Raw genomic sequence first — 22,546 nt, forward strand, 5'->3', positions numbered from 1 at the left:
CGGGCCGGGCCTGGCCTGTCGTTAACGATCTGTTAAATGTCGCTTCGTATAGTGCCGCCGGTCGGCGCGTGCTGAGCGTGCGCCGACCCCGCAAATCGGCCGGCACGAGCGGCGCGGATCGCAGCATGCGCGCATTGCCGGGCATCCAGACAGACAGGCTAAATATGAATCTTGCAGCGATGAAAGTGAGGTCGCGCCTCGCATTGGGTTTCCTGACGTTGGTCATGGCATTGACGTTCCTCGGCGTGTTGTCGATCTACGCCCTGCGTACGCTGGACGCCGCCATTCACGAGATCGCTTTCGTGAACAACCAGCAGATGAAGCTGGCGCTGACCATGACGGATCGGATTCAGGATCGCGCCATCGCGGTGCGTAACGTGGTGCTGTCGACCGACGCGCAGGTGGTGGATCGCGAGGCCAAGCGCGCGGCCACCGCTGCCAGCGCCTACAACGAGGCCAGCGATCGGCTGGCGCAGCTGTTCGCGGCAGATAGCGGCACCACCGAGGAGGAGCATCGCCTGTTCCGCGCCGTGCGGCAGGCGCAGCAGGAAGCGTTGCCGATCTTCAATCGGGCGATGGATGCCGGCATCCGCAACGACGCCGCCGAGGCCGCGCGCATCCTGCGCGATGAGCTCCGCGCCAAGCAGGATGCGTGGCTGGGGCACCTGAACGCGTTGAGCGAGCTCGAAACCAAGCTGAGCGACGAGGCCGCCAATCTTGCGGCAGGCACGGTGACGACCTTGCAGTCGACCATCGTCGTCACCATGGTGATCGCGCTATTGCTGGGCGTGGCGGCCGCCATGCTGATCACGCGCAGCATTCTCAAGCAGCTGGGCGGCGAGCCCGCCGACGCGCAGCGCCTGGCCGGTGCCATCGCCGCGGGCGATCTCACCACCTCGCTGCAGCTGGACCCCAAAGACCGCAGCAGCCTGATGCATTCGCTCGAGGCGATGCGCGGTCAACTGGCGCAAACCGTGGGCACCATCGTGGTCGCCGCCGAGGCGATCTCGACCGCGTCGGCGCAGATCGCGGAAGGCAACGCCGACCTGTCGCAGCGCACCGAAGAGCAGGCCGCCTCTCTTGAAGAAACCGCCGCCAGCATCGAAGAGCTCACCTCGACGGTCCGCATGAACCAGGACAACGCGGTCAGCGGCAGCAGCCTGGCGCTGGACTGCACCAGCCTGACCGAGGCCGCCGGCCAGGTGGTCCAGGAGGTGGTCGCCTCGATGGGCGCCATTTCGGGTGATGCCGAACGCGTGGGCGAGATCGTCGCGGTGATCGACAGCATCGCGTTCCAGACCAACATCCTGGCGCTGAACGCCGCGGTCGAGGCGGCCCGCGCGGGCGAGCAGGGCCGCGGGTTCGCGGTCGTGGCCACCGAAGTGCGCGCCCTGGCGCAGCGCAGTGCCACGGCGGCGAAGGAGATCAAGGTTCTGATCGAGAACTCCAAGCAGGCCGTGAACAGCGGCGCCGGCCTGGCCGGGCGTGCGGGTGACCAGATGGAAAAGGTGCTCACCGCCGTCGCGGGGCTGAAGGAAGTGACGGCGGAAATCGCGACCGCCTCGACCGAACAGACGGGCGGGATCGAGCAGGTCAATGTGGCGGTGGCGCAGATGGACGCCATGACGCAGCAGAACGCGGCCCTGGTCGAAGAGTCCGCCGCGGCGGCGAGCGCGATGGCCACGCAGGCGCGCGAGCTCCTGAACGCGGTGGCCCGCTTCAAGACGCACGCACAGGCGGGGCGCATGCAGCCGCCTCGCGCCGCCGCAAGCGGTGCCACGGCCCGCCTCGCGCTCGCGCATTCCGCGCTTTAAGCGCGATGACGCCACGGCCGGCGCGGGATGCGTCCGCCGTGGCAGGAACACCCGCCGCGCCCCGGCGGGCGCGGCGCGGCTATGATGCCGGCACAATAAAAGGAGAAAGGAATTGATGCGAGTCCTGCTGGTCGAGGACGACGCCATGCTTGCCGATGCGTTGACACTGGCCCTGGAAGAACAGGGCTTTGTCGCGACCATCGTGCAGGACGTGCAGGCCGCCAAGGTGATGCTGCTCGCGCACGACTTCGTCGTGGTGTTGCTGGACATCGCGTTGGTGCGCGGCTCGGGGCTGGACGTGCTGCGGTTCGTGCGAAACCGCGGCGACTGTGTACCGGTGATCCTGATCACGGCCCGCGACGCGCTGAGCGATCGCATCAAGGGCCTGGACCTGGGCGCCGATGATTACCTGACCAAGCCGTTCGAGCCCTCCGAACTGTTCGCGCGGATGCGGGCGCTGCTGCGCCGGAGCAACACGGGATCGGATCAGGTGCTGGTGTGGCAGCACCTGCGGCTCGATCTCGCCCGCCATTGCCTGCATGTCGATGGCATCGAGCTGCGCCTCTCCGAGCAGGAGTACCGCACGCTGGCGGTGTTGCTGCGCAATCCGAACCGGCTGGTGCCCAAAGAAGAACTGGAGGCGGGCATCTATGGGCAGGAGTACACGGGCGCGAGCAACACGGTCGCGGTCTTCATCCATGCCTTGCGGCGCAAACTCGGCAACGACCTGATCGAGACCGTCCACGGTCAGGGCTATCGCATGCGCAGGGGTATGTGATGAGGATCGCGGTGCAGCGCTCGCTGCGCGTGCAGGTGCTGGTGGGCATCCTCGGCGCGATGCTGGTGTCATGGCTGGTGCAGTTCGGTTTTTACTGGAGCAGCCATACGCGCGAGCAATCCGGCGTCCGAGACCACGAGCTGCGCACCGCGGCGCGCAGCATCGGGTTTCTGCTTGCCACGGTGCCGCCGGGGCAGGCGCTTCAATGGGGCACGCCCGCGCCCGGCCGCCATCCCTTGCAGAGCATCGGGCCGGCCGAGTTCCAGATCTGGGATCTGGTGGCGGACAAGCTCGTCCTGTCGTCGCAGCGCGCGCCCGCCGTGCGGATGGCACCGGAGCAATCGGGGGGCTTCGTCACCCATGACGTGGCGGGTGAGTCCTGGCGCGTCTACACCTCGCTCGACGCATCCGCGCGCTACGAGATCATGGCAGGCGCGCCGACCCGACGGTTCTACGAACAGCTGGTCTCGCGGTTCTGGCTGGGCTCGTTCGTGACGCTGGTGATGTTTCTTGCGATCGGCAGCATCGCGGTGCTGATCGTGTGGCGCTCGCTGCGCGAGTTGAACCGCGTGGGCGCCGACCTGAGCGCGCGCGACCCGGCCGATGGCATCGAGCTCGACGAGCGCGCGGTACCGACCGAGACCCGCCCGCTGATCCGTGCAATCAATCAGCGGCAGCGCCGGGTGCTCGAGCTGATCGCCAACGAGCGCCGCTTCATCGGCGACGCCGCGCACGAGCTCCGCACGCCGCTGGCCGTACTGGCCGTCTACGCCGACACCGCGTATCGCACGGGCGATCCCGAGAAGGCAAAGCTCCTGATGCAGAAGATCTCGGACACGACGCGGCGCAGCACGCGCATCGTGGAACAGCTGCTGGATATGGCGCGCATGGACTCGCAGGGCAGCACGATGCGCTTCGAGGCGGTCGACCTGGCGGAAGTCGCTCGCCTGGTGATATCCGACATGCAATCGGCGATCGACGAGCGCGAGCAGACGCTGCGCCCGGAGCTGCCGTCGCTGCGGGTGTGGGGGCAGGTCGACGCGTTGGGCACCCTGATGCGCAATCTGCTGGACAATGCCAGCCGCTACAGCGGCGAGGGCAGCGAGCTGGGTCTGTGCATCCGGCAGGAAGGCGACGAGACTCTGCTGGTCGTGTGCGACACCGGCCCGGGCATCCCCGCGGCGGAGCGCACGCGTGTCTTCAACCCGTTCTACCGCCTGCCGGGCGCACCCAGCCATGGCAGCGGCATCGGCCTCGCGCTGGTGGCCCGCATCGCGGCGTTGCACCGGGCGACGGTGACCGTGACGGACACGCGCGACGGTCGCGGGGCGTGCTTTGTCGTGCGGTTTCCGGTATTGCCCTGAGCCGGGGCCGCGCCGACGACCGCTGTCGTCAGGCCGCTGATCGGGGACCCCAATGGCCGTTGCCCGCCTTGCGCTCCACGGTGTAGCGCAGCCAGACAATGCCGCCGCGTCGCACCTCCGAGTCGGTCAGTCTGAGCCGGCGGCCAAGGGCGGGCAGCAAGCCGGGCTGCGTGGCAGGACACTCGAACACGCTGGGTACGCCGGATAGTCCATCGATGCCCGGAAAGACCAGCAGGCTGATGGCATCGATCAGATCGTGCTGCAGAAAGATGCCGTTGGTGATGCCCCCGCCCTGCAGCATGAGCGAGTCGGCATTGAAGTCGCGCCGCAGCGAGAGCAGGGCGGCGTGCATATCGTGGCCATCGCCGCCGGCGAATACGTAGGAGATGCCGCGCTCGCGCAGGCGCAGCAGATAGCGGTCGTCGATCCGTTCGGCGAGCACGACGACCAGGTGCTCTTCACCGATTCGAGGCGAAGGGTAATCCAGCTTGCCCGCCGGATCGAGCACGATGGCCAGTTTGCGCATGCCTCTTTCGCCAACATGCGCGCGGCGTGGCAGCGCGCGGATGTCCGGCGCATCGGGCCGTGTCATTGCCGCGGACGCGTCGTCTCGGCCGGGAGGCAGCAGATCGGCCATGGTGGCGCGTCCCACGATCCAGCCATCGCCGCCGATGGAAGCGGCGGTCTCGTCATAAACCGAGAGGATGAGGTTCGGTTCGCCGCTCTCGGCCGCGGGGGTCCAACGGTCCGGCAGCAGGCGGCCGTCGATGGACGAGATCATGTGGCAGGTGAGGGTGGGGCGCATGGCGATCCTTGGCTGATAATGGGTATGGGTTCAGGGCTTGGCCGAAGGGCGTAAGGCGAACCCGGCGATCGCGGCCGAGCACAGGGTGCAGATCGCGCTCACGAGAAAGACCTGGCGCAGGCTGGTCCAGCCTGCGAACAGACCGAGGATCGGCGTCGCAATCCCCAGCGCCAGATCCAGAAAGGCAGTGTAGGCGCCCATTGCCATGCCCCGGCTCTGGCTGGGTACACGGGCCACGGCTACGATGCCGAGGCCGGGGTATACGAGCGAGTAGCCGAGGCCGGTAAGTACGGCGCCGCTGAGGGCCATGCCAGGCCCGTTCGCCAGCCACAGCAGCAGTTGCCCCGCCCCTTCGACCAGGACGAAGTAAAACGCCACGCGTGCGCCGCCCAGGCGGTCGGGCAGATGCCCGAGTAACACGCGTGCGGCGATGAAGGCGCACGCGAAGGCGGTGAACGCGAGCCAGACGGGTGTCCACCCCTGCGTGGAGAAGTGCAGGGCGATGAATGCGGTGATCGCGCCGAAGCCGATGCTGCTGAACGCCAGCCCCACGCCGGGCAGCCATACCCCGCGCAGCACCGGCGCGGCGCGCGGCTGGCCCGCGCTCGCCGCAACGGAAACGCCGGGACGCCGTGCGACGAGCGCGAGGGCCAACAGCGGCACCACGGTGGTGGCGATGCCGATCGACACGAAGCCGAGCGCGCCGAAGAGCGCGGAGCCCACTGGCGCACCCGCGGCGAACGCCGCATACATGGCGGTGCCGATCCAGGAAATCACCTTGCCGGAATGCGTGCTGTGCACCGCGGCGAGACCCCAACTCAGCGCGCCCGTGATGATGAAACTCTCCGCGGCACCCAGCACGCCGCGCCCGCCGAGCAGCACGGCCAGGGACAGCATCGGCGCGTCGGTGCACGCCAGCGAGACCAGGTACAACACGCCCGAGCTCGACGCCATCACGAAGCCGATCTGCATCGCTGTCTTAGCGCCGCGAGTATCGGAGAGGCGGCCGGCGGCCACGCGCGAAAGCAGCGAGGCCGCGAACTGGGCGCCGGTGACCAGGCCGACGAAGAAGGTGCCGAGGCCGAGATCATCGTGCACATGCAATGGCAGCACGGGCAGGGCCAGGCCGATGACGCTGAAGGCGAGGAAGACGGCCGTCATCAGTGGCAGCAGGTCGACAAACAGGGATTCCGAGACCGCGGTCGTGGACGAGGGGCGTGGCATGGTCAGGAGCGGGTGTAAGCGTTGATTCGGTGGGGCATTTTGCGTATTGTCCTCACACAGGCACTGTTCGATAAGACGGTGTATTCCGAAAGCACGCATGAGATGAATTCATCAATGGCCCGAGACAACAACTACACCGGATTGCTGGCCTTCGTGGCCGTGGTGCGCGAGGGCAGCTTTACGCGGGCGGCCGCGGGGATGGGGGTGTCGCAGTCGGCCCTCAGCCACACGATCCGCACGCTCGAGACGCGGCTCGGCGTGCGCCTCCTGACCCGCACCACGCGCAATGTGTCGCCCACCGAGGCGGGCCAGGCACTGTACGAGAGCGTGGCCGGCCCGCTCGATCACATCGACGAACAGGTCGAAACGCTCAGCCGGTTTCGCGACAAGCCCGCCGGTACCATCCGGATCACGGCCACCGATTACGCGATCCGATCCATTCTGTGGCCCAAGCTCACGCCTTTCCTCAGCAAGTATCCGGACATCAAGGTCGAGATCGTCTGTGACTACGGCCTAGCCGATATTGCCGCGCAGCGCTACGACGCCGGCGTGCGCTTCGGCGAACAACTGGCGCAGGACATGATCGCGGTGCGCATCGGACCCGACGAGCGCTTTGCGCTGGTCGGCACAAAAGGCTATTTCGCCAGGCACCCCGCACCTCGCACGCCCGCTGACCTGGTCGATCACCGCTGCATCAATCTGAGGCTGCCGACGCACGGCGGGCTATACGCCTGGGAGTTCGCCAAGAAAGGTGGCCGCGAGGTGAACGTGCGGGTGGATGGCCAACTCACATTCAATGGCATCTACGAGGTGCTCGAGGCATCGCTCGCCGGCTTCGGACTTTGCTATGTGCCCGAAGCCATGGTGGCGGGCCACCTCGCTCGCGGCAAACTCGTGCGCGTGATGGAAGACTGGTGCCCGCGCTGGTCGGGCTACCACCTTTACTATCCGAGCCGCCGCCAGCCTTCGCATGCGATGAGCCTGCTGATCGAAACGCTGCGCTATCCGGCTTGACGCTCGGAAGCGCGACCGATCAACGCGGGCCGTACTGCGCGTCCGAGACGGGATCCAGCCAGGTCACATTCTTGCCGTCCTGCACAGGGGTGATGGCGATATGGCTCATCGAGGTTTTGTCGGTGGCACCGTGCCAGTATTTGACGTTTGCGGGGATCCAGACGGCGTCGCCCGGCTTTATCTCACGCGCGGCACGGCCCTCCTCCTGCACCCAGCCCTTGCCGCTCGTCACGAAGAACCACTGACCGGCGGGATGCGTGTGCCAGGCCGTGCGTGCCCCCGGCGCGAAGGTGACGATGCCGGATCCCGCGAACTTGGCGCTGTCGGCGGTGGTGAGTCCGTCGATCAGCACTTGGCCAGTGAACTGCTCCGCATTGCCCGCACGCGTGGGTGTCGCCCCGTTCGGTGCGATCTGGATGGTATCCGAGGCGGCGAGCGACGGGCCGGCAACGGCCAGGGCAAGGGTGGCGACGAAGGTCTTCATGATTGGACTCCTTGTGAGCAAGCTGCCGCGCATGGCGAAGCTTGTGGGGGGGTGAAGCGGGTCTGTTGGAATGCCGGACCCGGAGATCGAGGGTGGACGCGCTGGTTGGACGGGGCGGAGCGGAACGCGGGTGACACGACTTCAGTAAGCCAGGAATCGGCCGGCGAAGACCACGCCTGTCCAACACGCCATCGAGAGCAGACCAGCCAGGCGGGCTCGTGCGGGCGTCGGGACGCCGATGTCCCATCGCTCGACATGCCGGTAAATGCCGCGATGAAACACTGCGATGTTCAAGCCCGCGAGGACGATCAGCCCGAGCTTCCAGGGGGCTGCCGCGCTGGCGCCGACGGCCGCGGCAATGGCGATGAACATCGTGGCTCCGGTGCACGCGACAAGAACAAAGCCGATATGCGCGAGAGGAAGCAGGTGGCGCGTCGCCGTGCTCACACGCACCGCATCGCGGGCAACGCCGAGCAGACGCAGGTCGACGGCGACCGTCGGCCCGAGCAGCAGGGCAATGCCGAGCACGTGCAGGCTCATGAGAATCGGATAGAGGAAGGGCGTGCCGCGGACGAGTTCGGCGAGGCCCGTGCGCTCCAGCGCCAGCAGGGCAGTGTGCAGGGTGTCGTAGGCGGAGGTCATGGGCGAAGCGATGAGGGCAGACAGACGCGCGGTCCCGACGATGGGGCCGCCCGGCAAGTATCAGCGCGTTGCGGGCGCGGGCTCAGGCTGTCGGGGCAGCGAGGTCAACTGCTGCCAGACGCCCTGACCGTTGGCGAGCCAGAACATCATCGGGCGCAGTTCGACGTCTTCCTCGGAATTGAGATAGCCGACCACTTCGATCTTCTCGCCGACCTCGAGCGGGCGTTCGAGACCCCAACGGCTCATCCAGCTGGGCCCGGCCAGGACGATGCGCAGTTCCTTTTGTTCGCCAGCGTAAGCGCGGGCGGACGCAAGGGTGGCTTTGCCGCTGTCTTCATTGGCGCCCGGGGGCAACGGCCGGCTACGAAAGCCGGCGGGCAAAGCGGTGCTGTCGATCCGCAGCCGGACCTCGCTGTGCGGATTGCCCCAGCGAACCTGTGTGATGGTTCCGGACACGAAGTAGGCGTGACGCGTGTCGAACGAGCTCCAGCCGTGATGAGCGTGGGCCGTGCCGGTGAGGAAAAGGCCGATTAAGCCGGGCAAGGTCGCGGCGAGCGCCAACCAGGCGCGGGCGCGGGCGCGCCAGGTGAAAGTAAAGTGCATGGTGTGCTCCGTTCAAGGTCTCGCGTTCGGCCCGAGGCTCGCGCCCCGGTTACGCTGACAGGGACCTTAAGGGAAGCCGCGCGCGGTGAGTACCCGGCACAATCGGATAGCACACATGAATTGAACTCATGAGTCGGCGGCGATGCAGCGCAGCTCGCGCGGCCCCGCGGTGCCGGCCGATCAATAGCGCCAGCGGACGTTCACCGGACGCCATGTCCGCCGTGGTACCTTTTCCCTGCATCGATTTCAGTGGAGAGGGAACATGGCGTGGCGTGGGCTGTTGGCAATCGGAACCGCACTCGGACTGGCCTGCGGCGGCCCGGCAGCGGCGGCGCCCGCAGGCGTGCCCGCCTGGGAGGTGACCGCGCCTTCGGGCGCCACCAGCATCGTGCTGGGTGGCCTGCAACGTCCGGCCGCCGGGCTGCTGATGCCGGCGCCCGCCGTGGTCCAGGGCAAGTCGCGCCTGGTGTTGATGCTCGACAGGGCCGCCGAAGCGGAGCCCTTCGAGCCGGGGCCCGCGTTTGTCGACCCGGCGGCGATGGCGGAGACCGGCCGCACCGGCGGGTTGGGCCGGGCGCCCTGGGCCAGCAAGCTGACGGATGCACAGATCGACCAGATGCGCACCAACGCGCGCTGCTTCATGCGGCAAGCCGCCGAGGAGGAGGGCGAGCCCGTCGATCCCGCGCTGGACGCGAGCGATGCCGAGTACTGGCTGCGCATCGCGGTGGGTGGGCGTGATCCATATTTCGCGCTGGCGCTGGCCGCCGCGCACTGCATGCCGCCGGGCACGCATTCGCGCGAGTCCGTTCTGCGTGAGGCGGCCGCCGCGGCGGACGTGCCGGTGGTGGCGGTGGACAGCACCACGCAGCTCTATGCCCGCTACTGGTCCACGCCGGTTGCGCTGCTCCGGACCCTGCTTTATCAAAACGCCCTGACACCGCTGGCGCGCCAGGATCTGCAGCGCCTCGTCGACGCGCTCAATGCCGGCGATCTGGATGCGCTGGCGCAAGCCTCGAAGCCGAGCGGACTGTCAGCGTCCGAGCAGAAGCGGTTCGATCGGCTGATGGTGTTCGATGCGGTGGACGCGATACTGCCCAAGCTCGAGGTTCATCTCGGTCAGGGCAACGCGCTGGTGGTGTTCGATGCCGGCAAGCTGAGCGGCGAGTATGGCCTGCTGCCGAAGCTCACGCAGGCGGGCTACACGGTCAAGCCCATCGCGCTGCCGGCGGACGGGGCGCCCGTGCCGCCGCGCCAGGGCGGGTGAGGCAGGGAAGGGTAGCTGCTACGCGGCCAGGGTGGCCTGCGCGGTCTATGCGGCCCGGCGCGCCCCGCCCCTCTCGCGAGGGGTTAAGTCAGCGCAGCGGCTGGCGCTCGGGCCAATGGATCGCGGGCACGCGGTTGAGCGCGGGGCGGGCGAACAGATATCCCTGGAATCGCTCCACGCCCGCCGCCTGAAGCCAGCACCACTCCTCGACCTCTTCCACGCCTTCGGCCACCGGGGTGATGCCCATCGCGGCGCAGGCCTGCAGAATGGCGCGCACGATGGCCTGACGCGGTCCGTCGGTGTGGATGCCCTGGATCAGCTTGCGGTCGATCTTGAGCTTGTCGGGCTGGAATTCGGCCAGGAGCGACAGCCCTGCGAAACCCGCGCCGAAATCGTCGATGGCGACGCCGATGCCCGCCTTGCGCAGTTGCATGATGGAAGCGCCGAACGTGCTCAGGCAGGAGATGGCCTCCTGCTCCGTCACTTCCACGATGACCTGTCGCGGCGACAATCCGCTCTCCGCGATCTGTGCCAGCAGACAGTCCACCGCATCGGGCACGGTGATCAACGACATGGGAAACAGATTGACCGAGATTTTGGTGCTCTGGATGCCCAGCTGCTTTGCCGCGTCGAAGGCCACGCCCTTGGACTGCAGGTCGGCCATGTAGCGCGCTTCGTGCGGAACCGACGCGAAATACTCGTCCGGCGAGCCGCCCGTGTCGCTGCGGATCAATAGCTCGTAAGAAGTGACCTTGCGTCGCAGCGGTTCGACGATGGGCTGCAGCGCGAATTGGCAGGGCTGGCCGGGCAGAAGTCGTCCGGGCCCCGACGCGGGCTGACCCGCCGTGGTGAACTGCCACTCGCGCGCATCGTCGCCTTCGACGATGTGATCGGTCCAGCGTGCCTTGGCATAGACGTGCAGGATATTGACCACGCGGTCATCGCGGCTCGGGCTCTTGGTCATCTTGTCGAGCACGGCGGACAGCACGTCGTCGGGACGGCTGTCGCGCAGGTCGAGCATCGCCATCTCATCGCCGTCGAAGCGCCGCGTCGGCGCATTGTCGCGCAGCAGCTGCACCACGTTGCAATGCCGATCATCGCGCTTGATCGAGTCGTACAACGACGTCACCGCGGCTTCCGGCCCCTCGAGCAGCTGCACGAAATGCACGCCATCGAAGAGCAGGATGCCGGTGACACCCAGCGCCGCATTGCGCTGCCGGGCCGCATCGAGCAGCCGATCGAACTCTTCCAGCGGCAGTGGCGCGCTGAGGCGACTGCGGTAGATCAACGTGCAAAGCATGGCATCCTCTGTGAGTGCGCTGCAGGCGGAGAGGTCGCCGGGGTACGGGACTAGCATATCAGCAGGATGGCATCCGATATGCATGAAATGAGGGGGAGATACGGGGCACTTCATGAATTGCAGGGCTTTATGCGAACGTTTTCTGCATACTTCATGCAAAATACTTGCCTGTCTTCTTTTTTGTTCCGGTTTATTGCGGAACGTGTCGTCCAGGAGTGTGTGTTGAAGCCGATTTACTACCTTGCGGGCATCGTGCCCGCCGTGATCGTCGTGGGTGTACTGCTGGCCGTGAAGCCCGATGCACTGACGCTGCCGATCTATATCGGAATCGGCGTCGGCGCGGGTGCCATCGTTGCGATCGTGTCGCAGATCTACGGCAAGAAAGACTGAGCCATGCAGGATCTTGCTTTGCCACAGCGCCTGTTTCTCACGGGCGGCAGCGGCTATGTCGGCCGCAATCTGATCCGGCATTTCGTCGCGCTCGGTGTCGAAGTGGTTGCGCTCGCACGCAACGATCGCGCCTGCGAAACGGTCGAAGCGCTCGGCGCCCAAGCCGTGCAGGGCGATCTGCTTGCCGAAGGAATGAGCGAGGCAATGCAAGGCTGCCAGGCCTTGATCCATGCCGCGGCGCATACGGGCCATGGTCTGCCCACGCCCGCGCAACGACGTGTCAATGTCGAAGGCACTCAGCACATCCTCGCCGCCGCGCGCGAGGCCGGCATCCGACGCGTGGTGCATCTCAGCACCGAGTCGGTCCTGCTCGACGGCCGGCCTTTGATCCGCGCCAACGAATCGCAGCCCTATCCGCGCCGGCCCGCCGGCGGATACTCGGTCACGAAAGCCGAGGCCGAGCGCATCGCGCTGGCCCACAACGATGCGCGGATGGAAGTCATCGTGCTGCGACCGCGTTTCGTGTGGGGCCGCGACGACACCACGGCCTTGCCGCAGTTGCTCAAGGCGGTCGAGAAAAAGAGATTCGCCTGGGTCGATGGCGGGCGTTATCTGACGTCCACCACGCACATCGGCAATCTGATGCACGGGGTGGAGCGCGCGCTGCGGGCGGGCAAAGCGGGCGAGGTCTACTTCATCACGGATGGCGAGCCCGTCGAGTTTCGCGGTTTCATCACCGCGCTGCTGGCCACGCAGGGGCACACGGCGCCGGACAAGAGCGTGCCGCGCTGGTTGCTGCGTGCGATCGCCACCTTGAGTACCTGGGCCGCCACCACCAGCCGGGGCAATCGTCCGCCGCCCGTCACGTTGCAGCAGTTCGCGACGTCGGCGGTCGAAGTCACGCTCGATATTTCCAAGGCGCGGCGCGAGCTGGATTACGCGCCGCCCATCGATCGCGAGCAGGGCCTGCAGGAATTGCGCGATCGACGGCAGGCGGACACCGGCGTGCCGGCATCCGCGGGCTAAGGTAAGGTCCTTCTCATCCGGCGTCGCGGCACCGGCGTATGCCGCGCCGCTCGACGCCGGATGCTCTCGCCGTACTCAGTGGACCTGCCGACGGCGGCTGGCAGCGGGAGCGCTGTTGGACGCACTGCGATGGCGCGGCCGCCTTCTTCGGCCACGCCGGTCATGATGAGCTCGTGGCGCTCGGCCCTCATTTTGCCGCCGCGGGCGTCACCCGCAGCAGCCGCGCATCCACGCCGTCGGTCAGCACATAGATCGCGCCGTCGGGTGCCACCTTGACGTCACGCATGCGCTCGCCGAGCTCCGATAGCAGCAATTGCTCGCCCGTGATGCGCTGACCGTCGCGCATCACGCGGCGTACCGCGCGTTCCTTCAACGCTGGGACCAGCAGATCGCCGCGCCATGCGGGGAACAGCGCGCCGCGGTAGATCGCCAGCCCGGCCGGCGCGATCGAGGGCGTCCAGTCGAGGATCGGGTCTTCGTAACCGGCCAGCGTCTGGAATGGCGTGATCCGGGCAAACGGGTAGTCGATCCCGCCGGTGATCAGCGGCCAGCCGTAGTTGCCGCCCGCGACCACGCGATTGACCTCGTCGCCGCCGCGCGCACCGTGTTCGGTCACGAGCAGTTCGCCGTTTTCGGGGTCAACGGCGATGCCTTGCGCGTTGCGATGGCCGAGGCTGTAGATCTCGCGCGCGGCGCCGGCTCGTTGTGCGTAGGGATTGTCGTGAGGCACCTGTCCGTAATGCGTCAGCCGCACGACGGTACCGAGATGGTTGGCCCGGTTCTGCGCTTCTTCGCGCTGCGCATTGCCGTCGCCCACCGTGAGCACGAGCGTGCCGTCGCCGAGAAACGCCAGCCGGCCGCCGTTGTTGCCCGCCGTGGATTTCGAGGTGGCGCTGAACAGCACGCGCACGTCCTCGAGCCGGTCGTGCACGAGTCGCGCACTGACCAGACGCGTGCCATTGGCCCGCGGCTCGCCGTAGCCCATCGTGAGATAGATGCGGGCATTGCTGGCGAAGTCGGGGTCGAGCGCCACCTCCATCAGGCCGCTCACGCCGCCCTGATGAAAAATCGGCGGCAATCCGGTGAGCGCGATGTCGCCGGTCGAGCCGTCGCGCGCGATCGTGCGCAGCCGTCCCGCCATCTCGGTGACGAGCACGCGGCCGTCAGGCAGGAACGCCACCGACCAAGGGCGATTCAGTCCGCTCGCCACCGTCTGCACCGCATAGCTCGCCGGATCCACGGGCTCGGGCTTCGCCCCCGCGCGAGGGGCCGCGATCGCAAAGAGCGCTGCAGGTATGAGCGCCAGCACGCCCGCTGCCGCGCCTTCGCGCCACGCCGACAGTCCGCGCTGCGCGCGGGCGGCGAGCCGCACGGGCGAGGTCATCTGGGCATACAGCAAGCCCGCCGGCAGCGCGCAGAGCGACATCAGCGCGTAGCCGGGCATCCCCCGCGTACCGGGAAGCGCGGGCATCGGAATCACCCAGCGCATCAAGGCGAATGCCGTTGCCAGGCCGGCCACGGCCGCCAGACTCAACAACGCGGTGCGGGCCTGGATCCGCGTGAGGCGCAAGAGCAGGTGCGCCACGGTAAACGCGAGCAGCAGCGCCACCAGGGCGATGCCCGTCATCACGGGCCCGAAGGTCGCCACGTCCTGCAGCGTGGTGATCAGCCAGAGCGGCGTCGTCAGCGGCGCGCCGAGCGCAAGCAGGGCGCTCAGGCTCACCTGCGTCTGCACGGCACTGGCGAGAGCGCCTGTCAGAAGGGCGGCGGCGAGGAGGGCGGTGAGGTGGCGGAGTTTGGTGACCATTGCAGGGCGTGGGCAAATGCGGGAATAGGGGCGTGGCGGGTCAATCGTGCGCGCAGGGCCGGACTCGCATCCGCACACGTGCGACACCGTGCACGCGGGCGGACGAGCCCGCGCGTACGCCTGGCGCCTCGGCGCGACACGACGGGGATCTCGGCATCGGCGTCTTTCACCGGCGCTTTCGCGACGACTGCGAGCCCGTATTCTTGCGCCGCCGGCCGTAGGCTACCCGCAGTGTGCCTGGAGCCTGCCACCGCCGGTGGGGATCTCTGTACCGTAGCAGCCCGCTCGAGCTACGGCCGGCCCTTCCCCGCAGGGATGGTTAAAGAAGTATAAATAGCCCTAGTGCGCCATTAATGATGCATTGTGGGGAAGCGGCAGCGGCGGGGATGAAGGTCGGTGCGGCGAGCGTGGGGCCCACATTGCCCCCTCGTAACCTCGGGGTGCGACCGGCGAGACAAGCCACATTTGCCACCATTTGGCCTGTTAATTGTTCATTAAGTTGATTTATGTGCTATTAATGAGTCATGAAAAAGAAGCTCAAGCCATCTTTCGCCACCGAGCTCACGCTTCAGCAGATCGGGCAGAACATCCGCACGGCGCGTCTGCGCCGCGGCGAGACGGAATCCGCGCTGGCCGACAGCCTGGGTGTGGCACGCGCGACGATCGCGCGGCTCGAGCGCGGCGACGGCGGCGTCTCGGCCGCGCTCTTGCTCGAAGCCCTGGGCCATTACGGCTTCGGTGCGCAGACCGAGGGGCTCGGTGATCCCGACACCGACGGCGTCGGCAAACGGCTCGAAGCGCAGCGCCGCCCCGAGCGCGGTTCGCGCCGCGCGGCGGGCACGCGCCAGCCCGTCGATCCGCGGCTGCTGTAGGCGGCACCCATGGCAAGCCGCAAGGACAAGCCCGTCGAGAGTCCGCTCTTCGTCTACGTGGATATCGCGGGCGAGGCAGTGCTTGCCGGAGTCCTGAGCCTCGATGATTCCGACGAGGAGAGCTTCTACGCGGAGTTCACCTATGTCGAATCCTATGTGCGAGACCCGCGCGGCTTTTCGCTCGACCCCATCAATCTGCCGCTCGCCGACTCGCGCACCACGTTTCGCACCACCAGCCGCTACGAGATCCTGGGCGCGATCTTCGACGCCGCGCCCGACGCCTGGGGGCGCAACGTCATGGCGGTCGACACGGGCGCGCGCGTGTCCGAGGATCAGGTGCTGCTGAAGGGGCGGGGCATGGGCGTGGGCGCGCTGTTCTTCAGCGCGGTCCAGCTCACACCCAACATGCGCAAGACCTACCGCCTGCCCGAAATGACCGAGCTCGAGACGCTTGGCAGCCTGCTGGCCGATGTCGATCAGGGCATCAAGCCCAAGAAGCTGTATCGCGATCTGCTCGGCAGCTCGTGGGATATCGGCGGCGCGCGGCCCAAGACCATCGTGCGCGACGCGGAGGGCGAGATGTGGATCGCCAAGTTTCCGCGCCGCGGCGACAGCTACGACCGGCAGCGGGTGGAGTTCGCCAACCTCCGGATGGCGAGCGCGATCGGTCTCACGGTGCCTGAAATCAGGCTCGAAGAAACGCCTTTGGGCGCCGTGCTGCTGACGCACCGGTTCGACCGCTACCGCGTGCGACCCGACGTGGCGGGCGCGCCGGTCGTGGCACGGCGGCACTTCCTGAGCGGCGCGTCGCTCATCAGTCCGTCGGTCTCGATCGGCAAGCGCGAACTCGACGGCACTCGCGGACGCGCCACCTTCTCGTATGGCCGCCTGGCCGATGTCGTGCGCCGCATCTCCTCGAATCCGGTCCGCGACCTCAAGGAGCTGTATGCGCGCATGGCGCTCAACGTGGCCGTCCACAACACCGACGACCATCTGAAGAACTTCGGCTTCGTCAAAGACGACGGCGCGGAAACCTACCGACTCTCGCCGCTCTTCGACGTCGTCACGCAGGAGGGCTCGGCAAAGCACTACCTGCACGTGGGCACGCTGGGACGCGAGAGCACCTTCGATAACGTGCTGAGCGACTACCGCCGCTTCGGCCTGCGCTCGGAGGCGGCCGCGGCCTCGATCGTGGACCGCGTGCGCGCCGTGGTGGCCGAGCGCCGCACGTATTACGAGGCGGCGGGCCTATCGCCGATCGAGATCGAGCGCCTGGAAGCAACGCTGACCGCCTGGCATTGAAACTGATGCAGCCCCACATGGAAGGTGGCCGCTTCGTACCGTCGTCGGTCGGCGGCCGCCCAGCCCGACGCCTTACGCGTGCGCCGGCACGATCGTGGCCTGCGAGCTCAGGATCCCGAGGAACCGATCGAGGATCAGCGCGTGATCCTCGAACAGCTGGTCGACCATGCCGGGCAGTTCCGATACCGGCACCCAGCGCGCCTCCTTCGCGTCGTCCGCGCCCTTCACCTCGGGCAGGCGCTCGCTCTTCAACGCAAAGTAAAACGCCTGCGTGATGAGGCGGCCGCGCGGACTGCGGCCGGGGTTGTCGAAGATCGCCTGGTCCTTGAGCGCGTGCTCCATCACGGACGAGGGCAGCTCAAAAAGGGTTTCTTCGCCGAGCTCGCGCACCGCGCCGTCGAACCAGCGCTCGTCCTTGTCCAGAAAGCCGCCGGGCAGGGCCCACTGGCCGCGGCCGATGATGTTGGCCCGTTTGATGAGCAGCACGTGGTCGGCGGCCCGCACCACCGCGTCCGCCGTGAGGTACACGGGGGCGGTGTACCTCAGGCGGTAGGCCTTCACGGCCAGATGCTCGTCGCGGCAGGCGGCATAGACGGGCAGCTCGGCCCAGGCACGCAGGTAGTCGAGCACGCCTTCGTGCAGATAGGGGCGCAACACATCCAGCGATGCCGCCACAGACGCGTCGCTGAAGTACACGTCGCGCAGACCGGTCGCGTCCACGTCGCGCGTGCTGCCCGCGTCCACGAAGGTCCAAGACTTGAACTGCGGCAGAGTCAGGTAATAGCTGGAAGGGTCCTTCTGGTAGCCGACCAGGCAGACCGGCGTCTGGCCATGGATCTCGATGACGGCGGCCTGCACCGCATCGGCCCAGCGCTTGTCATTGCCGTAGTCCTGCACCATCACGAAGCTCACGCGCTGGCGCTGCTCGGTGCTCAGCATGCTTTCCAGCATGGCCTGGCGCTCGCCTTCGGTGAACGGATTCTTGGGATTGCGCGAGCGGTGCGCGGAGCCGATCACGATGCTCACGCGTTGCGCCACCGCCAGCGCGCGCTGGATCAGGTCGAAATGCGCCAGGTGGGGAAGCTGCCAACGGCCGATCACGACGGCGGCGGCGTACTGCGGGGTGTCGGGGGTCATTCGGATCTCCGTGGATTCAGTATTGCCGCGCGGTAATCGGCACTTGCCGGCCGGTGCCGAAGGCGCGAGCGCGCACGCGGATGATGGGCGGGGCCTGGCGCCGCTTGTATTCGCTGCGAGCGATCAGATGCTTGACCCTGGCGATCGTCGCGCGGCCCTCGGCAGTCCCGCCGAGCGCCTGCACGACGGCATGGGCGTGATCGTGCTCGTCGGCCTCGAGCAGGGAGCCTTCGATGAGCACCTTGAGGATCTCATCGAGCACCTCGTACGGCGGCAACGAGTCAGAGTCTTTCTGGTCGGGCGCCAGCTCGGCCGAGGGCGCCTTGTCGATGATGGCCTGCGGGATCAGTTCACGACCCGCGGTGCTGTTGATGTGGCGCGACAGGGCGAAGACCTCGGTCTTGTACAGATCGCCCAGCAAGCCCAGACCGCCGTTCGTGTCGCCATAGAGCGTGCAGTAGCCCACCGACAGCTCCGACTTGTTGCCGGTCGTGAGCACCAGCGGACCGAATTGGTTGGAGTAGGTCATGAGCAGCGTGCCGCGCACCCGCGCCTGCAGGTTTTCCAGTGCCAGCCCGGCGGGCTCGGCGCCGACGCTGCTTTGCCCCAGCGTGCCTGCGAACGCCGATACGATGGATTTGATGGCGACCTCGTGCAGCGTGACGCCGAGGTTGCGGCACAACGCCACCGAGTCGGCCACGCTACCCGCGCTGGAATAGACCGACGGCATGGTGATCGCGGTCACGTTGGCCGGACCGAGCGCCTCGGCGGCCAGCGCCAGCGTCAGGGCGGAGTCGATCCCGCCCGACGAGCCGACCACCACCTGCGTGAAGCCGCAGCGGCGGGCGTAATCGCGCAGGCCCAGCACGATCTGTTGGCGATAGAACTCCATGTCCGTCAGCCCTGCGGCGGGCACCCCGCTCAATGCTGCGCCGCGTGCATTGCGAAAGCTGCGCGAGCCCCGGTCGAAGATCAGCGTGCTCGTGTCTTCGGCGAAGCGCTTGCCCTCGAACACGATGGCGCCCGTGGCATCGGCCGCAAACGAAGCGCCATCGAACACGAGCTGATCCTGCCCGCCGACCTGCGCCACATACAGCAGCGGCAGCGCGTGGCGCGCGCAGGCCTTGGCCATGACGTCGTGGCGCCGCCGGCGCTTCCCTTTGTCGCTCGGGCTGGCGTTGATCGAGATCACCAGATCGGGGGCGGCGTCGGCCAGACGCTGAAACGGATTTACCGGGTAGTCCTGCCCGTCGTCGTTCCAGGCGTCTTCGCAGATCAGGAACCCGACCGACACCCCCTGCACCCGCAGCACCCTGGCCGTGTCGGCGCCGGGTTCGAAGTGGCGGTGTTCGTTGAACACGCCATAGGTGGGCAGCAACTGCTTGTGATAGGTAAGCAGCGCCTCGCCGTTGCGCAACACCTGCAGCGCGTTGAAGTAGCGTCGCTCGCTGGCGGGCAGCGGCAGGCCGACCACCCAGTGCAGGCCGGGCGTCTGGCGGCTGGCGGCGATGAGCGTACCGTGCGCGGTGCGCAGGCGCTCCTGGAAGGCGGGGTCGTCGAGCAGATCGCCGGGCGAGTAGCCCGTCAGCGAGAGCTCCGGAAATACGACCAGGTGCGCGCTGGCGGCCTCGGCCTTGCGGGCGGCCGCCAGCATCAGGGCGATGTTGCCATCGAGATCCCCGGCGGTAGGATTGATCTGGCCTAACGTGACGGTGAGAGAGTTCTGCATACAACGGCTCTGCTGAAAAGGGGCTCAGTCTTCGGTGCGGTTGAAGACACTGCGCAGGTACGCCAGGAAGGTCGGGTCGTCGCACAGCGTCTTGCCCGGTGTGTCGGCAAGCTTCGCCACCGGCTGGTCATTGCAGCGCACCAGCTTCATCACGATGTTCAGCGGCTTCGGGCCCACATCGTTGGTCAGGTTGGTGCCGATGCCGAAACCCAGCTGCACGCGGTCGCCAAACTGCCGATAGAGTTCCAGCGCCTTCGGGATGTCCAGACCATCGGAGAAGGTGAGGCGCTTGTTGTGCGCATCGATGCGCAGCTTGGCGTAGTGCGCCAGGGCCTTTTCGCCCCAGACTCCGGGGTCGCCGGAATCGTGGCGCAGGCCATCGAACAGCTTGGCGAAGTACAGGTCGAAATCCGCCAGAAATGCGTCCATGCCGACCACGTCGGTGAGGGCGGTGCCCAGATCGCCGCGGTACTCCTGCACCCAGGCCTCGAGCGCGGCCTTCTGCGACAGCTTGAGTTGCACGCCCACGGCCTGGAAGGTCTGCAGGTATTCGTGCGCCATGGTGCCGATCGGCACGAGACCGTACTTCTTGGCCAGGTAGACATTCGAGGTGCCCTTGAAGAACTGCGGCACGCGCGCCTTCAACGTGGACACCACCTCGTCGTGCCAGGCGCCGCTGTAGCGGCGGCGCACGCCGAAGTCGAAGAACTCGAAGGGGTGCCGCAGCGCCGGCTGGCACGAGGCGTCGACGAGCATGCCGATCTTCGCCTCGAGCCGCGCCCGGCCCTCGGCGAGATCGACCTCGCCCAGCGTGCGGAAATACAGCTCGTTGACGATCGCCAGCACGTAGATCTCGAACGGCATCACGTGAATCTGCGGCCCCTCCGCCTCGATGACGAGCTCGTCGCCCTCGGCGCGCGCCGAGATGAAGCCGCGGTTGAGCTGGAAGATGCGCAGAAACTGGATGAAATCCGGCTTGATGAAGCGCAGGCTGCCCACGTAGTCGAGCTCATCGGGCGAGAAGCGCAGGTTGCACAGCCAGTCGAGCTGGCGATTCACCTCGTCGGCCAGGGTGGCGAGCGGGTAGGCCGTTACGCTGCGGCAGACGAACCGGTACCTGGCCGTGTTCGTCGGAAAGCGGTGCAGCAGCGCCTGCCACATCGTGAATTTGTACAGATCGGTCTCGAGCAGCGAGTTGATGATGGGACGAAAGGTGGTCATGGTCGGCACTCCCGATTCAGTTGGCGCGCAGGCGTTGCAAGGCTTGCGCGGCGGTGAGCGTTTCGCAGCCGGCGGCGCGCGCACGGGCCAGGAACGCATCGGCCTGCGCGCCGAAGCCGGCGACCGGGCTCATGCAGTCGGTGATGAGCACGATGCCCTTGCCGGAATTGCGATAGCGGATGAGCTGATCGACGCTGGCCGAGACGCAGTGGCTCGAGGCTTCGCCGGCCACGTAGAGTGTGTCCACGCCCTCGGTCAGGCCCTGCGCCAGCGCCGTATCGAACTGCGTCGACGGCACTTCGTCCAGCGGCGTTTCGGCTTCGAACGCGCCGTAGTGCTCGGTAAGGAAGTACTCGCCCTTGTGCGCCTTGATGACGGGCGCGTCGGCGCCGCGTTCCCATTGGGCCAGCGCGTCGGCCACCGAACGGTGAATGTTGGCGCCCCAGGTGCCGGCCACGCAGTGCACCGGCCAGACCATCAGCGTGTAGCGGCCCGCCGCTTCGAGCCGGCCAAGCAGCTCGATCACGCGCGCCGACAGCGGCTTGCCGCTCAGGGGCTCGATCCGTTCGCCATTGACGGGCAGGTACTTGCCGGCCGCCACGTCGGCCGCGGTGATCGGGGTGAACGGCGCCACCTCCTTGCCCGCGGCGTCTTGCCAGAAGGTGGTGCGCTCGATGGCGACGAAGGGGTGCCAGTCGAGGGTGACGGTGATGCCGGCCAGCGCGCGGCCCGCCTGCGTAATGAAATCCGCCGTGCGCAGCATATCGGCGTGGGCGCCGCTCACGGGCAGCGCCGGCGTCTCGGTGACCTCGCCGGCCTGACCGCCCAGGGTGGGCAGCAGCTCCGCGGGAATATCGCAGAAGTCGTTCTGCGGGTCGATGACGAGGAGTTTGGCGGTGCGGGTCATGATGCGGTCTCCGATATGTTGCGTGCTGGTTCCCACTATACGCCGGCTTAAGGCAAAAACGCCGTAAGTAATTGATGCTGGATGTTGCCGGAACCGCTGAAGACATTGGCAGGCGGGGAGATACTTACGGCGATTTCGCTATAATGGCGCATGGCCCATGAAAACCCCCGCCCGCTTCTGATGGTCGACGTGGTCCTCCTGACGCTGCTCGAGGAGGCGCTGCATGTCGGCCTGGTGCGGCGCACGCAAGAGAGCGAACCTTACTTCGGGGCGTGGGGATTGCCGGGCGGGTTCATCCGTGCGGAGCAGGATCTCGACGCGATGGACACCGCCCGCCGCGTGCTCGCCACCAAGGCGGCGGTAAAGAGCCCGTATCTCGAGCAGCTGGCCACCTTCACCGGCGCGTCGCGCGATCCGCGCGGCTGGTCGGCGTCGATCGCCTACTACGCGCTGGTGCCGTCGCACGTCGCGCCCGACAACAACGCGCATTTCGCCTGGACGCGCGTGGATGAGGCGCTGTCGCGCACCTTGCCGTTCGACCACACCACGATTCTGCGCGCCGCGGTCGAACGCGTGCGCTCCAAGACCAGCTACTCCGCGCTGCCGGTGCACCTGATGCCGGATACCTTCACGATGTCGGAGCTGCGGGCGGTCTACGAGCAGCTGTTGGGCGGCCGTCTGGAGCCCCGCGGCTTCATTCGCCGCATCGACGAGCTCGACATCCTCGAAGAAACCGGCGACACCAAGACCGAAGGCCATCGGCCCGCCCGGGTATACCGCGTGCGCTCCGGCAAGGAAGCGGTTCAGCTCGAGCCGTCGCTGGCACCTCGGCCCAAACGCTAGGGCGCTACCCCGGCAGGTGC

21 protein-coding genes are annotated in these 22,546 nt (G+C 67.2%); 10 read left to right on the plus strand and 11 right to left on the minus strand.

The features are described 5' to 3' along the window. Positions 1-179 precede the first annotated feature (179 nt). The 3 genes from CAL25_RS06270 (at position 180) to CAL25_RS06280 (ending at position 3,956) form a co-directional block, all read left to right on the plus strand. Positions 180-1,814 carry a methyl-accepting chemotaxis protein gene (locus CAL25_RS06270; protein ID WP_170948402.1) on the plus strand — a complete coding sequence of 545 codons (1,635 nt, stop codon included), beginning with the start codon at positions 180-182 and terminating at the stop codon, positions 1,812-1,814. Positions 1,815-1,929: 115 nt separating this feature from the next. After that, positions 1,930-2,592, plus strand: a complete 663-nt coding sequence (locus CAL25_RS06275) for a response regulator transcription factor (RefSeq protein ID WP_094799454.1) — start codon at positions 1,930-1,932, stop codon at positions 2,590-2,592. Next, positions 2,592-3,956 carry a sensor histidine kinase gene (locus CAL25_RS06280; RefSeq protein ID WP_094799097.1) on the plus strand — a complete coding sequence of 455 codons (1,365 nt, stop codon included), beginning with the start codon at positions 2,592-2,594 and terminating at the stop codon, positions 3,954-3,956. The genes CAL25_RS06275 and CAL25_RS06280 overlap by 1 nt, the downstream gene beginning before the upstream one ends. A 28-nt stretch (positions 3,957-3,984) precedes the next feature. Here CAL25_RS06280 and CAL25_RS06285 read toward each other — a convergent pair whose 3' ends face one another. Then, positions 3,985-4,761 (minus strand): dihydrofolate reductase family protein, encoded by a 777-nt coding sequence (locus CAL25_RS06285; protein ID WP_094799098.1) that lies wholly within the window; start codon positions 4,759-4,761, stop codon positions 3,985-3,987. Positions 4,762-4,791: 30 nt separating this feature from the next. Then, positions 4,792-6,084 (minus strand): arabinose transporter, encoded by a 1,293-nt coding sequence (locus CAL25_RS06290; RefSeq protein ID WP_249278969.1) that lies wholly within the window; start codon positions 6,082-6,084, stop codon positions 4,792-4,794. 15 nt (positions 6,085-6,099) lie between these two features. Here CAL25_RS06290 and CAL25_RS06295 point away from each other — a divergent pair, with 15 nt between their 5' ends. Beyond that, positions 6,100-6,999 carry a LysR family transcriptional regulator gene (locus CAL25_RS06295; RefSeq protein WP_094799100.1) on the plus strand — a complete coding sequence of 300 codons (900 nt, stop codon included), beginning with the start codon at positions 6,100-6,102 and terminating at the stop codon, positions 6,997-6,999. 19 nt (positions 7,000-7,018) lie between these two features. Here CAL25_RS06295 and CAL25_RS06300 read toward each other — a convergent pair whose 3' ends face one another. From CAL25_RS06300 to CAL25_RS06310, 3 genes are all read right to left on the minus strand, one after another. After that, positions 7,019-7,483 carry a (R)-mandelonitrile lyase gene (locus tag CAL25_RS06300; RefSeq protein WP_094799101.1) on the minus strand — a complete coding sequence of 155 codons (465 nt, stop codon included), beginning with the start codon at positions 7,481-7,483 and terminating at the stop codon, positions 7,019-7,021. Positions 7,484-7,624: 141 nt separating this feature from the next. After that, positions 7,625-8,125 carry a hypothetical protein gene (locus CAL25_RS06305; protein WP_094799455.1) on the minus strand — a complete coding sequence of 167 codons (501 nt, stop codon included), beginning with the start codon at positions 8,123-8,125 and terminating at the stop codon, positions 7,625-7,627. Between the two features lie 60 nt (positions 8,126-8,185). Continuing rightward, the gene (locus tag CAL25_RS06310; RefSeq protein ID WP_094799102.1) at positions 8,186-8,728 is read right to left on the minus strand and encodes a DUF6152 family protein; all 543 of its coding nucleotides are present in this window, start codon (positions 8,726-8,728) and stop codon (positions 8,186-8,188) included. Between the two features lie 280 nt (positions 8,729-9,008). Here CAL25_RS06310 and CAL25_RS23995 point away from each other — a divergent pair, with 280 nt between their 5' ends. Beyond that, the gene (locus tag CAL25_RS23995; protein WP_170948403.1) at positions 9,009-9,992 is read left to right on the plus strand and encodes a TraB/GumN family protein; all 984 of its coding nucleotides are present in this window, start codon (positions 9,009-9,011) and stop codon (positions 9,990-9,992) included. A gap of 88 nt (positions 9,993-10,080) precedes the next feature. Here CAL25_RS23995 and CAL25_RS06320 read toward each other — a convergent pair whose 3' ends face one another. Continuing rightward, positions 10,081-11,292 (minus strand): diguanylate phosphodiesterase, encoded by a 1,212-nt coding sequence (locus CAL25_RS06320; RefSeq protein WP_094799104.1) that lies wholly within the window; start codon positions 11,290-11,292, stop codon positions 10,081-10,083. A gap of 222 nt (positions 11,293-11,514) precedes the next feature. On the opposite strand from CAL25_RS06320, the gene CAL25_RS24185 reads away from it, so the two are divergent. After that, positions 11,515-11,682, plus strand: a complete 168-nt coding sequence (locus CAL25_RS24185; RefSeq protein WP_170948404.1) for a hypothetical protein — start codon at positions 11,515-11,517, stop codon at positions 11,680-11,682. A 3-nt stretch (positions 11,683-11,685) separates the two neighbouring features. Then, on the plus strand, positions 11,686-12,708 hold the full coding sequence (locus tag CAL25_RS06325) for an NAD-dependent epimerase/dehydratase family protein (protein WP_094799105.1): 1,023 nt from the start codon (positions 11,686-11,688) through the stop codon (positions 12,706-12,708). A 187-nt stretch (positions 12,709-12,895) separates the two neighbouring features. Here the strand turns inward: CAL25_RS06325 and CAL25_RS06330 are convergent, their stop codons facing one another. Beyond that, on the minus strand, positions 12,896-14,515 hold the full coding sequence (locus CAL25_RS06330; RefSeq protein WP_094799106.1) for a PQQ-dependent sugar dehydrogenase: 1,620 nt from the start codon (positions 14,513-14,515) through the stop codon (positions 12,896-12,898). Positions 14,516-15,039: 524 nt separating this feature from the next. On the opposite strand from CAL25_RS06330, the gene CAL25_RS06335 reads away from it, so the two are divergent. Together CAL25_RS06335 and CAL25_RS06340 are read left to right on the plus strand one after the other, a co-directional pair. Continuing rightward, positions 15,040-15,387 carry a helix-turn-helix domain-containing protein gene (locus CAL25_RS06335; RefSeq protein WP_094799107.1) on the plus strand — a complete coding sequence of 116 codons (348 nt, stop codon included), beginning with the start codon at positions 15,040-15,042 and terminating at the stop codon, positions 15,385-15,387. A 9-nt stretch (positions 15,388-15,396) separates the two neighbouring features. Next, on the plus strand, positions 15,397-16,689 hold the full coding sequence (locus tag CAL25_RS06340; protein ID WP_094799108.1) for a type II toxin-antitoxin system HipA family toxin: 1,293 nt from the start codon (positions 15,397-15,399) through the stop codon (positions 16,687-16,689). A 72-nt stretch (positions 16,690-16,761) separates the two neighbouring features. Here the strand turns inward: CAL25_RS06340 and CAL25_RS06345 are convergent, their stop codons facing one another. Genes CAL25_RS06345 through CAL25_RS06360 form a run of 4 tightly spaced genes read right to left on the minus strand, consistent with a single transcriptional unit; the run spans position 16,762 to position 21,683 of the window. After that, positions 16,762-17,826, minus strand: coding sequence for an NUDIX domain-containing protein (locus tag CAL25_RS06345; protein WP_094799109.1), 1,065 nt, complete (start codon positions 17,824-17,826; stop codon positions 16,762-16,764). Positions 17,827-17,842: 16 nt separating this feature from the next. After that, a complete protein-coding gene (locus CAL25_RS06350; protein ID WP_094799110.1) occupies positions 17,843-19,555 on the minus strand; it encodes an NAD+ synthase in 1,713 nt (570 codons plus the stop codon). Positions 19,556-19,579: 24 nt separating this feature from the next. Continuing rightward, entirely contained in the window at positions 19,580-20,776 is a 1,197-nt protein-coding gene (gene pncB, locus CAL25_RS06355) for a nicotinate phosphoribosyltransferase (RefSeq protein ID WP_094799111.1), read from the minus strand. 16 nt (positions 20,777-20,792) lie between these two features. Beyond that, the gene (locus CAL25_RS06360) at positions 20,793-21,683 is read right to left on the minus strand and encodes an isochorismatase family protein (protein WP_094799112.1); all 891 of its coding nucleotides are present in this window, start codon (positions 21,681-21,683) and stop codon (positions 20,793-20,795) included. A 150-nt stretch (positions 21,684-21,833) separates the two neighbouring features. On the opposite strand from CAL25_RS06360, the gene CAL25_RS06365 reads away from it, so the two are divergent. Continuing rightward, positions 21,834-22,526, plus strand: coding sequence for an NUDIX hydrolase (locus CAL25_RS06365; RefSeq protein ID WP_094799113.1), 693 nt, complete (start codon positions 21,834-21,836; stop codon positions 22,524-22,526). Positions 22,527-22,546: the final 20 nt, after the last annotated feature.

The sequence above is a fragment of the Bordetella genomosp. 5 genome, assembly GCF_002261315.1.
In the GTDB taxonomy this organism is placed as follows: Bacteria; Pseudomonadota; Gammaproteobacteria; order Burkholderiales; family Burkholderiaceae_B; genus Bordetella.

Bases quoted from the DNA above. Each gene is read 5' to 3' on its own strand.
- CAL25_RS06270 (WP_170948402.1), top strand. From the start codon at position 180: ATGAAAGTGAGGTCGCGCCTCGCATTGGGTTTCCTGACGTTGGTCATG.
- CAL25_RS06275 (WP_094799454.1), top strand. From the start codon at position 1,930: ATGCGAGTCCTGCTGGTCGAGGACGACGCCATGCTTGCCGATGCGTTG.
- CAL25_RS06280 (WP_094799097.1), top strand. From the start codon at position 2,592: ATGAGGATCGCGGTGCAGCGCTCGCTGCGCGTGCAGGTGCTGGTGGGC.
- CAL25_RS06285 (WP_094799098.1), bottom strand. From the start codon at position 4,761: ATGCGCCCCACCCTCACCTGCCACATGATCTCGTCCATCGACGGCCGC.
- CAL25_RS06290 (WP_249278969.1), bottom strand. From the start codon at position 6,084: ATGCGTGCTTTCGGAATACACCGTCTTATCGAACAGTGCCTGTGTGAG.
- CAL25_RS06295 (WP_094799100.1), top strand. From the start codon at position 6,100: ATGGCCCGAGACAACAACTACACCGGATTGCTGGCCTTCGTGGCCGTG.
- CAL25_RS06300 (WP_094799101.1), bottom strand. From the start codon at position 7,483: ATGAAGACCTTCGTCGCCACCCTTGCCCTGGCCGTTGCCGGCCCGTCG.
- CAL25_RS06305 (WP_094799455.1), bottom strand. From the start codon at position 8,125: ATGACCTCCGCCTACGACACCCTGCACACTGCCCTGCTGGCGCTGGAG.
- CAL25_RS06310 (WP_094799102.1), bottom strand. From the start codon at position 8,728: ATGCACTTTACTTTCACCTGGCGCGCCCGCGCCCGCGCCTGGTTGGCG.
- CAL25_RS06320 (WP_094799104.1), bottom strand. From the start codon at position 11,292: ATGCTTTGCACGTTGATCTACCGCAGTCGCCTCAGCGCGCCACTGCCG.
- CAL25_RS06325 (WP_094799105.1), top strand. From the start codon at position 11,686: ATGCAGGATCTTGCTTTGCCACAGCGCCTGTTTCTCACGGGCGGCAGC.
- CAL25_RS06330 (WP_094799106.1), bottom strand. From the start codon at position 14,515: ATGGTCACCAAACTCCGCCACCTCACCGCCCTCCTCGCCGCCGCCCTT.
- CAL25_RS06335 (WP_094799107.1), top strand. From the start codon at position 15,040: ATGAAAAAGAAGCTCAAGCCATCTTTCGCCACCGAGCTCACGCTTCAG.
- CAL25_RS06340 (WP_094799108.1), top strand. From the start codon at position 15,397: ATGGCAAGCCGCAAGGACAAGCCCGTCGAGAGTCCGCTCTTCGTCTAC.
- CAL25_RS06345 (WP_094799109.1), bottom strand. From the start codon at position 17,826: ATGACCCCCGACACCCCGCAGTACGCCGCCGCCGTCGTGATCGGCCGT.
- CAL25_RS06350 (WP_094799110.1), bottom strand. From the start codon at position 19,555: ATGCAGAACTCTCTCACCGTCACGTTAGGCCAGATCAATCCTACCGCC.
- pncB (WP_094799111.1), bottom strand. From the start codon at position 20,776: ATGACCACCTTTCGTCCCATCATCAACTCGCTGCTCGAGACCGATCTG.
- CAL25_RS06360 (WP_094799112.1), bottom strand. From the start codon at position 21,683: ATGACCCGCACCGCCAAACTCCTCGTCATCGACCCGCAGAACGACTTC.
- CAL25_RS06365 (WP_094799113.1), top strand. From the start codon at position 21,834: ATGGCCCATGAAAACCCCCGCCCGCTTCTGATGGTCGACGTGGTCCTC.